At 39.1% G+C, this 15,241-nt stretch carries 11 protein-coding genes and 2 tRNA genes; 3 read left to right on the top strand and 10 right to left on the bottom strand.

Translation table 11 applies throughout. The features are described 5' to 3' along the window. Window positions 1-81: 81 nt before the first annotated feature. Window positions 82-1,722 (bottom strand): ABC-F family ATP-binding cassette domain-containing protein, encoded by a 1,641-nt coding sequence (locus HNP77_RS02595; protein WP_184651595.1) that lies wholly within the window; start codon window positions 1,720-1,722, stop codon window positions 82-84. Between the two features lie 40 nt (window positions 1,723-1,762). Next, the gene (locus HNP77_RS02590) at window positions 1,763-3,355 is read right to left on the bottom strand and encodes a DEAD/DEAH box helicase (RefSeq protein WP_184651594.1); all 1,593 of its coding nucleotides are present in this window, start codon (window positions 3,353-3,355) and stop codon (window positions 1,763-1,765) included. A gap of 175 nt (window positions 3,356-3,530) precedes the next feature. Here HNP77_RS02590 and HNP77_RS02585 point away from each other — a divergent pair, with 175 nt between their 5' ends. Both HNP77_RS02585 and HNP77_RS02580 read left to right on the top strand, forming a co-directional pair. Continuing rightward, on the top strand, window positions 3,531-4,664 hold the full coding sequence (locus HNP77_RS02585) for a class I SAM-dependent methyltransferase (protein ID WP_184651593.1): 1,134 nt from the start codon (window positions 3,531-3,533) through the stop codon (window positions 4,662-4,664). Between the two features lie 154 nt (window positions 4,665-4,818). Next, on the top strand, window positions 4,819-5,535 hold the full coding sequence (locus HNP77_RS02580; RefSeq protein WP_184651592.1) for a putative ABC transporter permease: 717 nt from the start codon (window positions 4,819-4,821) through the stop codon (window positions 5,533-5,535). Window positions 5,536-5,614: 79 nt separating this feature from the next. Here the strand turns inward: HNP77_RS02580 and rpmE are convergent, their stop codons facing one another. The 4 genes from rpmE to HNP77_RS02560 form a co-directional block, all read right to left on the bottom strand. After that, on the bottom strand, window positions 5,615-5,830 hold the full coding sequence (rpmE, locus tag HNP77_RS02575) for a 50S ribosomal protein L31 (protein WP_184651591.1): 216 nt from the start codon (window positions 5,828-5,830) through the stop codon (window positions 5,615-5,617). Window positions 5,831-6,018: 188 nt separating this feature from the next. Next, the gene (rho, locus tag HNP77_RS02570; protein WP_184651590.1) at window positions 6,019-7,848 is read right to left on the bottom strand and encodes a transcription termination factor Rho; all 1,830 of its coding nucleotides are present in this window, start codon (window positions 7,846-7,848) and stop codon (window positions 6,019-6,021) included. A gap of 79 nt (window positions 7,849-7,927) precedes the next feature. Further along, window positions 7,928-8,000, bottom strand: a tRNA-Pro gene (locus HNP77_RS02565). Window positions 8,001-8,007: 7 nt separating this feature from the next. Beyond that, window positions 8,008-8,081, bottom strand: a tRNA-Val gene (locus tag HNP77_RS02560). A gap of 191 nt (window positions 8,082-8,272) precedes the next feature. Between HNP77_RS02560 and HNP77_RS02555 the strand changes: the two genes are divergently transcribed. Continuing rightward, complete coding sequence (locus HNP77_RS02555; RefSeq protein ID WP_184651589.1) at window positions 8,273-8,551, top strand: HU family DNA-binding protein; 279 nt, start codon at window positions 8,273-8,275, stop codon at window positions 8,549-8,551. A 106-nt stretch (window positions 8,552-8,657) separates the two neighbouring features. Here the strand turns inward: HNP77_RS02555 and HNP77_RS02550 are convergent, their stop codons facing one another. From HNP77_RS02550 to HNP77_RS02535, 4 genes are all read right to left on the bottom strand, one after another. Continuing rightward, window positions 8,658-12,284 carry an NADase-type glycan-binding domain-containing protein gene (locus tag HNP77_RS02550; RefSeq protein ID WP_184651588.1) on the bottom strand — a complete coding sequence of 1,209 codons (3,627 nt, stop codon included), beginning with the start codon at window positions 12,282-12,284 and terminating at the stop codon, window positions 8,658-8,660. 89 nt (window positions 12,285-12,373) lie between these two features. Then, window positions 12,374-12,844 (bottom strand): Fe-S cluster assembly sulfur transfer protein SufU, encoded by a 471-nt coding sequence (gene sufU, locus HNP77_RS02545; protein ID WP_184651587.1) that lies wholly within the window; start codon window positions 12,842-12,844, stop codon window positions 12,374-12,376. 57 nt (window positions 12,845-12,901) lie between these two features. Continuing rightward, entirely contained in the window at window positions 12,902-14,152 is a 1,251-nt protein-coding gene (locus tag HNP77_RS02540; protein WP_343042507.1) for a SufS family cysteine desulfurase, read from the bottom strand. Beyond that, complete coding sequence (locus tag HNP77_RS02535; RefSeq protein WP_184651586.1) at window positions 14,142-15,236, bottom strand: SufB/SufD family protein; 1,095 nt, start codon at window positions 15,234-15,236, stop codon at window positions 14,142-14,144. Before HNP77_RS02535 ends, HNP77_RS02540 begins: the two co-directional genes overlap by 11 nt. Window positions 15,237-15,241 lie beyond the last annotated feature (5 nt).

Below are 15,241 nucleotides of genomic sequence, written 5' to 3'. Positions count from 1 at the left end.
TTTTTTAATTTTTAAATAAAAAAAAACCGTTCTTAAGAAAAGAACGGTTAAAGTAAAAAAATATTTTATAGTATAAAAAAATCAGATGCGTATTTTCTTATCCGTACCGGCATAATATTCCTTACGAAGTTCCTTAACCTGATTATCCTTGAGATAATCATCAAAGTTCATCATGCGGTCAATTATACCCTTAGGAGTAATTTCAATGATTCTGTTTGCAATCGTAGAGATAAACTCATGGTCATGACTTGAAAAAAGAACAACGCCATGGAATTTTACAAGGCCTTCATTAAGACTCTCAATTGATTCAAGATCAAGATGATTTGTAGGATCATCAAGAATAAGAACGTTCGCACCTGAAAGCATCATCTTAGAAAGCATGCAGCGAACCTTCTCTCCTCCGGAAAGAACCTTTACTTTCTTAAGGGAATCATCACCGGTAAAAAGCATTCTTCCCAAAAAACCGCGGACATATGAATCATCCTGTTCTTTTGAAAACTGTTTAAGCCATTCAGTTATATTCATATCGTTTGTAAAATATGAAGAGTTGTCACGTCCCATGTAAGTCTGGCTTGTTGTCTGACCCCATGTAAATTCACCGGAATCAGCTTTTTTTACGCCGGCAATAATATCAAAGAAAGAAGTTATGGAATTATGTTCCATACCTACAAATGCAATCTTTTCGCCAGGATGAACGGTAATGCTGAAATTATCCAGAAGCACAGTTCCATCTGAATCCTTTGAATTGATTTTTTCTGCAGTAAGAACAAAGTTTCCGATTTCCCTGTCCGGTGTAAATCCAACAAAAGGGAACTTGCGGCTTGTTACAGGAAGTTCCTCAAGCTCAAGCTTCTCAAGAACCTTCTTACGGCTGGATGCCTGACCTGCCTTAGAAACATTTGAAGCAAAGCGCTGAATGAATGCCTTAAGGTCAGCCATTTTATCCTCACGCTTCTTCTGCTGATCTTTAGCCTGCTTCTGAAGCACCTGGCTCATCTGATACCAGAAATCATAGTTACCGGTAAACTGAGTAATCTTACCGTAATCAATATCACATATATAAGTACATACAGCGTTAAGGAAGTGACGGTCATGGCTTACTACAATAACGCAGTTTTCAAATTCAAGAAGGAATTCCTCAAGCCATCCGATACTTTCAAGATCAAGACCGTTGGTAGGTTCATCAAGAATAAGATAATCAGGATTTCCAAAAAGTGCCTGAGCAAGAAGAACGCGAACCTTCTGGCTTTCATCCAGTTCACTCATCATTTTATCATGATTCTCTTCTTCAAGACCAAGACCTGAAAGCATCTGTTCAATCTGATTCTCAGCTTCATATCCGCCCAGTTCACCAAATTCAGCCTCAAGTTCAGCAGCCCTTATACCGTCTTCCTCAGAAAAATCAGGTTTTTCGTAAATGGCATCCTTTTCTTTTCCGATTTCATAAAGTTTAGGAAATCCCATCATGACTGTTTCTTTTACGGAATACTCATCATATTTAAAGTGATCCTGACTGAGGATTGCCATACGCTCACCTGCAGACATGGAAATTTCACCGGAATCATGCTCAATTTCTCCGGAAAGAACTTTAAGGAAAGTAGATTTACCGGCACCATTTGCACCGATAATTCCGTAACAGTTTCCCTTCATGAATTTTAAATTAACATCTTTAAAAAGAGGCTTTTCACTGAATTTAAGACTTACGTCACTTACTGTAATCATTTTTTTATTTTACTCCTGAATAACTCTGATGAATCTTTTTTTATTTTTTTGAAAAGAAAGATTTGATTCTGCCAAAAAGACCTTTTCTTTCTGTCTTTTTTACAGGCTTCAAAACAGTTTTCTCTGAAGATTTCCTTGCAGCGCCATTCTTTTTATAGTTTCCGCCCTTCTTTTTACCTGAAGTACGGGCAGAAGAATATGATGCTTTTCCAAATTTTTCTTTGTACAGTTTCATTCTTTCTTCCGTAGTCATAGAAGCAAGAGCTGCAGTTTCTTCTTCACTAAATACACGCCTGTCCCGTTTATATTCTTTTCTGGCATCATCATTTCTGGCTGAATAACGGCCGCTTCCCCTGGTTCCCTTAGAACGGTCATTACCGCGGTTACGGCTTCTTCCGCTTTTTTCATATTCCCGCTGCCGTCTCTTTCCAAACTCGCTTTTATCATTATAGTCTTCATGATATGAATCAAGCTTTATATAAGTTCCGGCACTTTTATCTTCAACCATAAGAGATGAATCAGCTACCTGGGAAGGAATCTGCTTTTCAATATAACGCTCAATGGCAGGAAGAGAATAAACATCCTGTTCACTGCAGAAAGTATATGCCTTTCCTGATTTTCCGGCACGGGCTGTACGTCCGATTCGATGTACATAATTTTCAGCTTCATTCGGAAGATCATAATTAATAACCATTGCAAGATCATTTACATCAATTCCACGGGCTGCTACATCAGTAGCAACAAGACATTTTGTCTTTCCGGCCTTAAACGAATCCATAATGGCCAGACGCTTTTTCTGAGGAAGATCACCAATAATAAACTCTGCTTCAATGGAATTCATGCGCAGGCGCTTTGCAATGATTTCACAGGATTTTTTAGTATTACTGAAAATAATAAGACTTTCAGGATTTTCTCTGGAAATTATTCCAAGAAGAAGCTTCATCTTATCATCACTGGAAACGTGATAAAGCACCTGATCTATCTCATCTACAGTGATATTCTGAGCCTCAATGGTAATTTCTGCAGGATTTCTGGTATATTCCCACGCAAGATTCTTTACATTAATGTTCAGGGTAGCCGAAAACAGCATGGTCTGTCTTCTTTCACTTGAAGGAAGAACCTTTATAAGCCTGCTGAGTTCAGGATAAAATCCCATGTCAAACATACGGTCAGCTTCATCAATAACGAGAAAACCTATATCAGACAGATTCATCTGATTACCTTCATGGAGGTCTATGACACGACCAGGAGTTCCTATGATAATATCCACACCTTTTTTAAGAAGTGCTACCTGCCTGTCATAACCGACACCACCGTAAAAACTTGCACATGTAAGGCCTGTATCTTTTGAAAGCTTTACACATTCCTCTTCCACCTGAACTGCAAGTTCCCTTGTAGGAACCATGATAAGCGCTTTTCTGGCAGCAAGATCCGTTCTCGTCAGCATTTCATTGATAACCGAAATAAGAAAAGCCGCTGTTTTTCCAGTTCCAGTCTGGCTCTGAACATACAGATCCCGCCCCTGCTGACTGGCATTAAGAACCTGTTCCTGTACCGGAGTACAATCAACATAACCGGCACCGTCAATCCCCTTCTGGAGATTTTCATTCAACGTAAATTCACTAAATTTCATATATTTTCCTAAAAATTTATTGGTCAAAAAAATAAATAAACAAACAGAATATATTAAAAAAAATTGAGTCTAATTCACTACCCACCGCTTCTATTTTAGCATTTTAAGCACATTATGTACATATATTACTGCAGCCACTGTAACAAAAATCCCCTGATATGATATAATCACCGGTGTGAATACTAGCGTAAAAACAGAACAGAAAAACAGGCAGCAGGCTGAACTTTTCAAAAACCGTCTTGCAAAAAACTTCAAGACCTTAAAAAAGTGGGCCCGCAAAAACAGAATAAGCTGCTACAGACTTTATGACCGGGACATACCGGAAATTCCTCTGGCTGCAGATATTTACACCTTTCTTCCTCCGGATACAGAATCAAAGGAAGACGCTTTTCTTTACATAAATAAACGAAACCAGATGATTTCTGACAATTCTCCTGAGGCTGCAGGAATAATACAGGAAGAAAACCAGAGAACATACCTTCTCCTCTACCTTTATGAACGTCCCTACGAAAAAGACGATTCGGAAGAAGAAGTATGGCTTGACACCATGGCGGAAGCAGCATCTGAAATTCTGGAAATAAACAGGGAATCAGTAATAATAAAAACAAGACGAAAGCAAAGTGACGGCGAAAAGCGCAGTCAGTATGAAAAAACAGAACAGTCCCGCAACATTTTACGCCTTACCCAGGAACAGGGGCAGCTTTTTCTTATAAATCTTGAAGATTATCTGGATACGGGACTTTTTTTTGACCACAGGCCTTTAAGAAAAACAGTACGGGAAACCTGCAAAGGAAAAACAGTCCTCAACCTTTTCTGCTATACCGGAAGTTTTTCCGTATATGCGGCAGAAGGAGGCGCAAAAAGAGTAACAAGCGTTGACATGAGCAACACTTACCTTGAATGGGCGAAGAAAAACATGGCAGCTAATGGATTTACAGACGAAAGCCGCTTCTCATTCATAAGACAGGACGTAAATGGCTTTCTGAACCAGATGAATGCAGAAGTTCCTGATTCAGAAAGAAAAAACAGGTTTGACATAATAATTCTTGATCCGCCGACATTTTCCAATTCAAAAAGGACGGAACATACCCTGGATATTAACCGGGACTGGAGTGAACTTGTAAAAAAATGCCTGAACCTTCTCAACAAAGACGGAATTCTATATTTTTCTACAAACAGCAGGCGACTTATTTTTGATGAAACTCTTCTTCCTGAAAAAACAAAAACACAGGACATAACGGCTTCAACCATTCCTGAAGACTACAGAAATAAAAAAATCCACAGATGCTGGAAACTCTCGCTTCAATAAAATTTGCACTGCTTTAGTTGTGGCTTTATAAGGAGGCAAGATAAAAAGTACTTCCCTGTACTTTTTATCTTGTGCGAATGCATTCTAAAGCCTGCATTCGCTGTCTGCGACATCCATGTCGCACAACTGCCGTTGCGGCTTTAAAGGAGAAAATATGAATATTTTACTTGTACTGGCCTTTCTCTTTTTTACCGGCAGCACGCTGGGATGGATACTGGAAGTATTCTGGCGCAGATTCTTTTCAAAAAATAACCCGGAAAAGAAATGGATAAACCCCGGCTTTCTTACGGGACCATACCTCCCGCTTTACGGACTAAGCCTTATAATTCTTTTTCTGCTTTCCTTCACTGATGTAAGTTTCATTAAATCCCCAGGATTACAGAAAACCGTACTGTTCATATTCATGGCAGTCTGCATAACCTGTATCGAATACGTTGCAGGTCTTATTTTCATCAAGGGAATGAACATTAAACTCTGGGATTACAGCAGAAACCGGTTCAACATAAAGGGAATCATCTGCCTTCAGTATTCGTTTTACTGGATAATTCTAAGCGCAGTTTATTACTTTCTGATTCACCCGAAGATTCTTTCCTGGCTTTACTGGTTTACAAACCATCTGACTTTCAGTTTTACAGTAGGATTTTTCTACGGAATTTTCTTCATGGATCTGTGCTATACATTCAATCTCTCTGCAAAAATAAGAAAATACGCAAAGGAAGAAAAAATAATCATCCGTTACGAAAACCTCAAAAACTCATTCAGAAAGAAAAACGAAGAGTTCCTTCAGAAAACAAGATTTCTCTTCCCTCTAAAATCAGAAAAAAAGCCCCTCAGGGAAATGCTCGCAGAAATTTTCAATGCAAAGCAGTAAAAAAATGTTTTAAAACAAAAAACCGCCCTTTACGCAGAATAATTGCATAAAAGGCGGTCTTATGTCATGCAAGACAAACTTATTTTGTTTCAGCAGTCTTCATGCCATAGCGCTTGTTGAAGCGGTCGATACGTCCGGCAGTATCAACAAGTTTCTGCTTTCCTGTATAGAAAGGATGGCATGCAGAACAGATTTCAACTTTGATATCCTCAACAGTTGAACGTGTTTCGATTACGTTGCCACATACACAAGTAATCTTTGTAAGTTTGTACTCAGGGTGGATTCCCTCTTTCATAATGTAACTCCTGTCTTGCCCGACAGCAAAGCAACCCCAGTCACCACTAGCTTGTGCAAAAAAAAGGCACATCTATCATTCCATCACTGTTAGGAAGCAAATTGCAGCCACAAGAAAATTTATTTGTTCCCTAAAATATAAGGGAAACATTCCGTTTAGTCAATAAATGCCTGTCAGAAACCTGACCGTCATTCACCGGCCGTGCCGGTATTCATCATTGAAAGGAACGCATTATTATCCTTTGACTTACGCATTTTATCCATTATAAGTTCAAGAATATCTGCATCTTCCATAGGGTTCAGCACTTTACGGAGAACCCACATTTTCTGAAGTTCAGCTTCAGTAAGCAGAAGTTCCTCACGTCTTGTACCAGACTTTTTAATGTTAATTGCCGGGAAAAGCCTTCTCTCAGCAAGTTTTCTGTCAAGATCGATTTCCGAGTTACCGGTTCCCTTGAATTCTTCAAAAATAACCTCATCCATACGGCTTCCGGTTTCAATAAGGGATGTAGAAATAATCGTAAGGGAACCACCCTCTTCTACATTACGGGCAGCACCAAAAAATCTCTTCGGCTTATGAAGTGCATTTGAATCAACACCACCGGAAAGAACCTTTCCTGATGTAGGAACCGTCTGGTTATAAGCACGTGCCAGACGTGTAATGGAATCAAGAAGAATTACAACGTCTTTTTTATGCTCAACAAGACGCTTTGCCTTTTCAAGAACCATTTCTGCAACCTGAACATGACGGGTAGCCTGTTCATCGAATGTAGAAGAAATAACTTCTCCCTTAATGGCTCTTTCCATTTCCGTAACTTCCTCAGGACGTTCATCAATGAGGAGAACGATAAGGTATACTTCCGGATTGTTTGTAGTTATTGCATTTGCAACCTTCTGCATGAGGGTTGTCTTTCCTGCTTTAGGAGGAGCAACAATCAAAAGACGCTGTCCTTTACCTATAGGTGCAAACAAATCTACTATACGGGTACTTAATTCCGTAGAAACCGTTTCAAGGCTGAGTTTTTCATTCGGATAAAGAGGTGTAAGATTCTCAAAAGGAACTCTTGTCTGAGCAACCCTTGGATCATCAAAATTTACAGTCTCAATACGAAGAAGTGCAAAAAATCTTTCACCTTCTTTAGGACTTCTAATCTGACCGTAAATAGTATCTCCGGTCTTAAGATTAAAAAGACGGATCTGACTTGGAGAAATATAAATATCATCAGATCCAGGAAGATAACTGTTCTGCGGCGAACGTAAGAAACCATAACCGTCAGGAAGAATCTCCAGAGCTCCGCTGGCAAAAATAATTCCACCGTGTTCTGTATGAGCCTTCAGAATCCAGAAAATCAAATCCTGCTTTTTCATAGGAGCAAGATCATCTGCAAGCAGACCATACTGAGTAGCAAGATTTCTCAATTCCGGCATACTCATTTTTGTCAGATTATTTATTTCAAGACGTGGTTTTGATTCATATTCTTCAGGATTTTCTATTTTCTGTGCAGCTTCAACAGCCTCTAAACGCTCCTGAAGATTCCGTTCGTTATTTCTATAATTATTATAGCGACGATTGTTATAACGTCCGTTATTCTGATAAGAATTATTCTGATATCCGTTATTCTGATAGCGGTTATTCTGCCAGCGGCGGGGCTGATACTCCCTGACAGGTTCTGCTGAAGCCTCTCCCTGCTCCGAACGTTCAGCATGTTCCGTGTGTTCTGCCTGAGCAGTATTTTCTGCAGATGTGTTTTCTCCTTCAGCGGGAGTTTCAACTGCAACCGGTTCACTTACCGGCTCAACAGCAGGGGAATCAGCAGCAACAGATTCTTCCTGAGGTTCAGGAGAAGCTGCAGCCTCTTCTGTTTCCGCAGCAGCTTTTTTTACAACCCTGCGGCGCTTAGGTTTTACTTCTTCCTGTTTTTCTTCCACAGCATCTGCTGTTTCAGAACCATTTACCTGTTCAGTCTGAGATTTTTCAGTTTCCTTTGATTCCGTAGAGCGGCGTCTGATAATAGCCATATAAACTCCATCTAAAAATTAAAAATATCTAATGGGATTAAACTTAAAGAAATTCCGTAAAAAAAGAAAGGAAAAAAAGTCGGGATGACAGGATTCGAACCTGCGACCCTCTGGTCCCAAACCAGATGCGCTACCAGCTGCGCTACATCCCGTAACAGATGGAGGATGAGGGGATCGAACCCCCGACATTCTGGGTGTAAACCAGACGCTCGTACCAACTGAGCTAATCCTCCAAATGAAGTAAGAAGAATATATAAAATTATATTTTTTTTGTCAATAGCAATTACTATTTTTTTTATAAATAAATAAAAGTTTTATCATATCAAAATCTATAATTAGACTAGAAATTTAGCCCGCACTGATGTATAATTGAAAAATCAGACTTCGGAGGATTCTTCCGGAATTAATAATTTAGGAGAATAAAATGAAAAGAACAGAATTAGTTGACGCTATTGCAAAAGACACAGGTCTTACAAAAAAAGATGCAGACGCAGCTATTAAATCTTTTATCGAAAACGTAACAAAAGCTATATCTTCAGGTGATGACGTTGCTCTCGTAGGCTTTGGAACCTTCACAGTATCAGAGCGTGCAGCAAGAGACGGAATCAACCCTCTCACAAAAGAAAAGATTCATATTCCTGCAGCAAAAGCTCCAAAATTCAAGGCAGGAAAAGCTCTTAAGGATGCTGTAAACAAGAAATAATTACCTTTTGTAAACAGATATATAAAAAAAGCTGCAGTAATGTTTTTGAAGTGCCCCCTTTGCCGGACACTTTAACATCTGCAGCTTTTTTTTGTCCTGATAAAACCTATTCAAAAATACGTCTGTAAACCCTTTCTGGAACCCCGGCTTTTTTAAATGCCTTTTCCGTAAGTACATCCCCTGCCCCAAGCTCTATAAGATAGCGGCAGGTCTTTATATAAGGAAGGGCTCCTTCATCAAGAAGTTTAAAATCCTCTTCCGTCATTTTTGATTCATCATAATAAAACTCGTAATCGTCATCATAGGCAATTTCTTCAAGATACTCAAAAGGAAAATCCCAGATGTCAGGACCACAGGATACAAGAAGATCCGGACATTTTTTAACCTTTCTGTCCTCATACTTTTTTTCAACAGTCTTATTCCAGTCTGCACCACATTCAATCAAAAAAGAAACTTTTTCAAAAAGGTCTTCAGGCAGAATATCAAAATAAATATTTGACAGTAAATCTTCAAAAACTTTATCTAATGCAGCCTGTACCTTAGCTTTATCTTCACGTTCCATAAGAAGACTGAATGTTTCCTTGTAAAGTGAAGAATTTTCATCAGTCAGATCACAAAAACTAAAACTATTAAAGAAAAAATACTCAAAGCAGGTCCATTCCCTGTTGTAATATATAATTCCATCCGTTGAATATCCTGCATCAAGGAATTTTTTTATTAAGATGGAAGAAGAAACAGGATCAGATCTGTATTTCTCCAGCAGAATAAGCAGTACAGACTTTTCATTTGTATCATTATAATGCATGGAATTAGCAATTATATTCCTTCCCTTAGCCTTATCAAAATACCAGTTAAATTTTCTGCCGGTAATACAGTTTTTATTAACAAGATCAGCTGCATCATATTCTTTAATCAGGTAATAGAGGGCATATTCAGCCCAGGCTCCTGAATCAAGAAGAAGATTCTGAAATTCCATTTCTTCCTTTGTCCATACCTGACTGTCTTCCGTAATATCATCATCTTCATCACTGTCCCAGTTGTAAACCTTTTTCCTGTAAGTTTCTTCAAGGAATACTTCAAGAGGATGTTTTCCTGCCTTAGAAACTGCATTCAGGTCCAGGCCATGCTTAATATAAAGACGGACTATTTCAAGCACATAGCCATTAATTTCTTCTTCCGCAAATTTATGAAGGATATTTTCACCCGATGAATTACAGCTTCCGGCAGAAACTCCCTCAGAAAAAAGCCAGAAAATCATGTCCATAGCTTTTTTACCGGACTCTGCATAAGAGGCTGCATCTGCTGAATAACCTGCAGCCAGATAATAATCCCGCTCCCGCATACACTCTGTATATCTTTCAGCCAGATAAAACAAAGGGGTATAATCATAAATATTTTCAGGTATCTTCATTCCTAAAGAAAGAAAATACTTTGCCATATCAAGGTCGAGCATGTTAATTGAAGCTCCCATTGGACTTCTGGAATATTCCTTTTTCGAAGAATTCTTTTTACATTCCCCTTCAAAATCAAGGCCAAGCTTATTAAGGACTGAAAAATAATACTTAATTTTTTCATTATCCTCCCGGCCTATCTGGAAGGTAATATGATCCAGGGTTTCATTGTAGGAAGTTACAAGGGGAGCTGTCTTTTCAAACTCAGCCCTGTCATCCATGGTAAAGGCAGAAATAAGCATTTTTTCTGAATAGGAAGCTCCATGTTTTAAAAGAATGGCTGCAACCTGCTCATTATTACCTCCATACTTCCAAGCTTCCAGGGCAGACATACCCTTCTCCCCATAATAATCATCCTCAACAGTCCTGCCTGCAACTGCAAAACCACACTTAATGAGATATTCACTCATAGCAGGGTCTTCATTAAAGGCTGCAGAATAGAGAAGAAGATTTGTATTTTCTGCCTTACACTTTTCAAGTTCCTTATAAAGGCTGTCATCTTTCTTAAACTCTTCCGGACTTCCAAAAGCAGCAATGGATTCAGCAGTCTTTTTATAAGGCATAAAAATATTATCCTCATAAGGTATTTCCATGGTAACTGCAAAAGAAGGTTTTTCCAAAGGATAAACATTAAAAATCATGGAATAATCCCCGGAATAATAGATGTCAGAAATATCGAACCTGAAGTTAAGGGAACGGCCCTCTAATTTTTTAAGAACGTAAAGAACATTTTCCAGAGACTTTTCCCCGGCCAGAGATTCCTTTATATTCCAGTTCTGATTTTCCCACACATAAAATTTAAGACGGGGATCATAAGAGACAGGCAAACCGGCAGTTTCCTCATGCCAGGTAAAAAGATAATGCCTGCCGTCAGGATTCAGGAACATTGCATACTGATTTGTAGAATGACCTGCTCCGGTTCCTGGAAAAAAATCATCAAGCATCGTGCCCCTTAAAGAAAAATTCGGTCTTGTCCAGTATTTCTCTCCGCTTTCCCAGTCAACTGCCCTTGCAAGAATAAATCCATCCTTTTCCATTACATTTTCAGAACCAACATCCAGCTCATAAAGGCCTTTAAGCATTCTCTTACGTTCAGGATCATAACGGAAAATCATTTCAGCACTTGAATAATAAGCTCCATATTCCCTCTGCCTGTCAATTGCAGCATTAATACAGATTTCATCAATACAGCAGTCATTATCAGCAAGACTACCCTGATAAACCTCTTCGATTACGATTTTAACCTTAGAACAAAGGGAATCATATTTTCCAAAGTAAATACTATCGGCAGAAGGATCGTCCTTAAACTCTACAGAAACGGATTTTTTTTCATCATCATCAAAAATGAAGCGGGCTTTTTTTACACGATTATTTTTCCAGTAGTAGGCAAGATTTCCAAAGCCGTTTTTAACTGTAATCATCTCAATTGTAACAGGCTTTTCAAGAATAAGTTCTATCCATTCACCCCTTCCGTCGCCAGAAGAACCTTCTACCCAGCATTCATAACTGGCATTACAGATATTATCTGCCTTATACTTATCTTCCAGAGCAGAACTTGCCCTGACTTCCTTTACTCTCACATACTCAGGAACCATAATCCTGTTATAAGCAACCCATTCATCATAAGTAAAGGTCTTTGATGCGGTAACAACAGTTTCTACAGGCGTATTTCCAAAAGAATACTGATAATAGCCCCCTGAAGAAGAACAGTAAATGGGATGATCCGGCATATGAATTACCTTAAGGCTGTCGCAGTCCTTAAATGCTTCGTCCAGATACCCGTCAAAATCATAAAGATAAACTTCTTTAAGAAGAGGACAGGACGAAAAACTTCTGTACCCTATATGATGAATTGTATTCTGAGGAAAATAAACATATTCAAGATTTGGACAGGCTGCAAAAGATCTGGAAGAAACAGATGTAAGCCCGGAAGGCAGCTTTATTCCACCAAGGCTTTTAACTGAATTAATTGATTCATATGGAATGTCATCATTTTCCTGCCCGTCAGCAACAGACAGGGCTGAAAGATCTATATAAAAAATACAGTTAGATTTTGCTTTTAAAGATTCTGAAAGTTTACTCCAGAAAGAAGCATCAATATTACCGGAAGAAGGCTTAATCTGATATTTTTCAGGCTTTTCCTGACTTCCTTCCCGGCATTTAAGGATATAGGAATCAAGTTTTTTTATATCTCCCCTAAAATCTCCGGCAGAAAGACCGGAAAGCATGATAAAGGAAATAGTAAACAAAAAGAAATACTTTTTAAGATTAAGTGAAGCCATTTTTTACTCCTGACAAGGCTGCATATGATGTAATACACTACCACGCCAGAAAGTAAAAAGCAAATAAAGTATAAAAACAAGCTTAAAAATTACAGATCACAATGACTCTGACTGCCTTCACCTTCTGTATGATTTTTTTCAAGCATGTCCTTCATTGTTCTCCAGCCGAGAACGGCACATTTTACACGGGCAGGCATGGTACGGATATTTTTAAGGGACGCCGCTTCATCGAGTTCCTCTATTTTTGAATCATCCGTCTCTTTTCCCTGAATCATATCCATAAAAAGACCTGCAAGACGAAGAGCTTCTTCCTTAGGCTGACCGATTATATCATCAAGCATCATATCTACACTTGCCTGAGAAATGGCACAACCGGAACCGTTAAAGCTTCCATCTGTAATAATTCCGTTGTCGTCAATTTTAAGCTGAAGATAAATATTGTCTCCGCAGCTTGGATTTACCCCCTGAAGAGTAAGGGTTGCATTCTCAGTAATTCCCTTGTGAGTAGGATGAAGATTATGTTCGTTTAATATTTCCTGATATAAAGACTTTAAATCCATATCCGCTTCCTGTAAAAAAAATATAACTGCTGCCACTTTCAGCAGGCTCAGGCAGTTTTAACTGAGCCCCATCCATTTTCGGACACCAGAAAGTTTTTCAAGAAAAACCTCTGCTTCTTTCTGAGTATTATAAAAATAGACACTGGCGCGGGCAGTAGAACCAACACCAAGCTTCTGCATTAAAGGCTGGGCACAGTGATGTCCGGCACGGATTGCAACATTCTCACTGGAAAGCATGGAAGCAATATCATGAGGATGAACATCATCAATAGTAAAAGTTACTATACCGCAATGCCTGTCAGGATCATCATTTCCAATTACATGCACGTGAGGTATAGTCTTCATGCCATTCATAATAAAAGCTGCAAGAGCATTATCATTTTTTTCTATGAAGTCAAAGCCAACCTTTTCAATATAATCCAGAGCAGCGGCAAGGCCTACAGCTCCACCGGCATTTACGGTACCAGCCTCAAATTTGTGAGGCAGTTCTGCATATGTCGCACTCTCCCTGGTAACATATTCAATCATTTCTCCACCGCGAAGGAAAGGCGGCATCTGTTCAAGAAACTTCTCCCTGGCATAAAGTGCACCGATTCCCATAGGTCCAAGTGCCTTATGTCCGCTGAATGCAAGAAAATCAGCCCCGATATCCTGAACATCAACTTTCATGTGGGGAACGCTCTGAGCACCGTCTACAATCATCACGGCACCTTTTCCACCGTTTCCGACTTTATGGGCATAGGAAGCAATTTCCTTAACAGGATTTGTAATTCCAAATACATTGCTAACATGGGCAACAGAAACAATTTTTGTTTTTGCAGTTATTTTTGTCTGCCATTCAGAAGCCGGAATTATTCCGGAAGCATCACATTCCAGCCAGACAAGCCTTGCTTTTTTTGCAGAACAGACCATCTGCCATGGAAGGATATTGGAATGATGCTCCATTGCGGATATTACAACCTCATCTCCCTCTTCAACAAAAGCCATTCCATAAGTATACGCAACAAGATTAAGGCTTTCCGTTGCATTACGGGTAAAAATAATATGAGAATCAGAAGGTGCATTTAAAAAAGCTGCAACTTTTGCCCTGGCATTCTCATAAAGATCCGTAGCCCTTACACTCAGATCATAAAGTCCCCTGAGAGGATTTGCATTATTAAAATTATTAAAATCTTCAACAGCCCTGTTTACACAGGCAGGTCTCTGGGAAGTAGCTGCATTATCAAAATAAACCAGACCTTTATTAATACTGCTTTCAAAAAAAGGAAAATCCTTTCTAAAATCTATAGAACCCATTTTATTTTCCAAACTCCCTTTCCAAAAAAGCATTTACACCGGCATTTACCTCTTCATCAGGAATATACCTGCACACAGAACGGATTTTTGCCGAAACCATCAGTCTGCCTGCTTCTTTTTCGTCTACCCCGCGGCTCTGAAGATAAAAAAGAATATCCTTATCAAGACGGCCTATGGAAGCCCCGTGACGTCCTTCAACAGCTTCCTCATCACAAAGAATTACCGGAAGGGTTTTATTTACAACATCAGGAGACAGAAGAAGAACATTTTCCTGTTCATCACCTTTAGCATCAATGCATCCCTTTACGAAATCAATTGTTCCACGCCATGTTTTACGGCAGGAATTACGACATACCCCGTCTACGGCCATCATGCTTACGGATTCCCTTCCTGTATGACGGGCTACGTAATTAAAGTCTGCTTCACAGCCCTGCTCTACAACATAACCGGTATGTCCGGAGCAGACCGACTTATAACCGGAAAGAGACTGTCTGTTTCCTGAATAAACTTTTGCCCCTCCCAGTTCAAGTTCTGTTACATCAACACAGGCATTATCCTTTACGAGAGATCCGATACTCAAAAAATGAAGGGCCTTTTTTCCTAAAAGATTAACAGCAGAAAGCCTGACTTTTGAATTTTCATCAGCAATTACACGAATACGGGCACCAAGAACACCTTCATTCAGTTCCGCACCTTTAAATGTAAAAATTACAACGGCATCAGAACCTTCACGGGCATGAATTACATAATCTTTTGCTTTTGATTCTCCATCATGATGAACCATTTCTATCTTTATTTTCTGACAGGAAGAACATCCCCTGCTTTCTGGAATTTCAACCAGAACAGTCTTTCCGTCAGATGCAAACTTATCAAAAGACTCATCAAAACTGCTTCCTAAACCGGTTTCTACAGCCTTTACTTCGGAAGAAACAGATTTAAAAGGTATTTCTGAAAGAGAAAGTTCATCATTAGATACGACAGCTGTAAATCCTGCATCACTCTCAAGGGAAGAATCAAGATGAGCCCTGTTTATCTTTAAAAAATTCCAGGTAAGGCTCGGAAACTGGTTTACATCAACGTCAAGTTTAATACTCATTTTCC

This window comes from Treponema rectale (genome assembly GCF_014202035.1).
Taxonomy (GTDB): domain Bacteria; phylum Spirochaetota; class Spirochaetia; order Treponematales; family Treponemataceae; genus Treponema_D; species Treponema_D rectale.
The sequence above is the reverse complement of the archived record's forward strand: the minus strand, read 5'-3'. Positions and strand labels throughout refer to the sequence as shown.

Excerpts from the sequence above, each read along its gene's own strand:
- HNP77_RS02550 (WP_184651588.1), bottom strand. The coding sequence starts at position 12,284 with ATGGCTTCACTTAATCTTAAAAAGTATTTCTTTTTGTTTACTATTTCC.
- HNP77_RS02590 (WP_184651594.1), bottom strand. The coding sequence starts at position 3,355 with ATGAAATTTAGTGAATTTACGTTGAATGAAAATCTCCAGAAGGGGATT.
- HNP77_RS02580 (WP_184651592.1), top strand. The coding sequence starts at position 4,819 with ATGAATATTTTACTTGTACTGGCCTTTCTCTTTTTTACCGGCAGCACG.
- HNP77_RS02595 (WP_184651595.1), bottom strand. The coding sequence starts at position 1,722 with ATGATTACAGTAAGTGACGTAAGTCTTAAATTCAGTGAAAAGCCTCTT.
- HNP77_RS02555 (WP_184651589.1), top strand. The coding sequence starts at position 8,273 with ATGAAAAGAACAGAATTAGTTGACGCTATTGCAAAAGACACAGGTCTT.
- rho (WP_184651590.1), bottom strand. The coding sequence starts at position 7,848 with ATGGCTATTATCAGACGCCGCTCTACGGAATCAAAGGAAACTGAAAAA.
- rpmE (WP_184651591.1), bottom strand. The coding sequence starts at position 5,830 with ATGAAAGAGGGAATCCACCCTGAGTACAAACTTACAAAGATTACTTGT.
- HNP77_RS02535 (WP_184651586.1), bottom strand. The coding sequence starts at position 15,236 with ATGAGTATTAAACTTGACGTTGATGTAAACCAGTTTCCGAGCCTTACC.
- sufU (WP_184651587.1), bottom strand. The coding sequence starts at position 12,844 with ATGGATTTAAAGTCTTTATATCAGGAAATATTAAACGAACATAATCTT.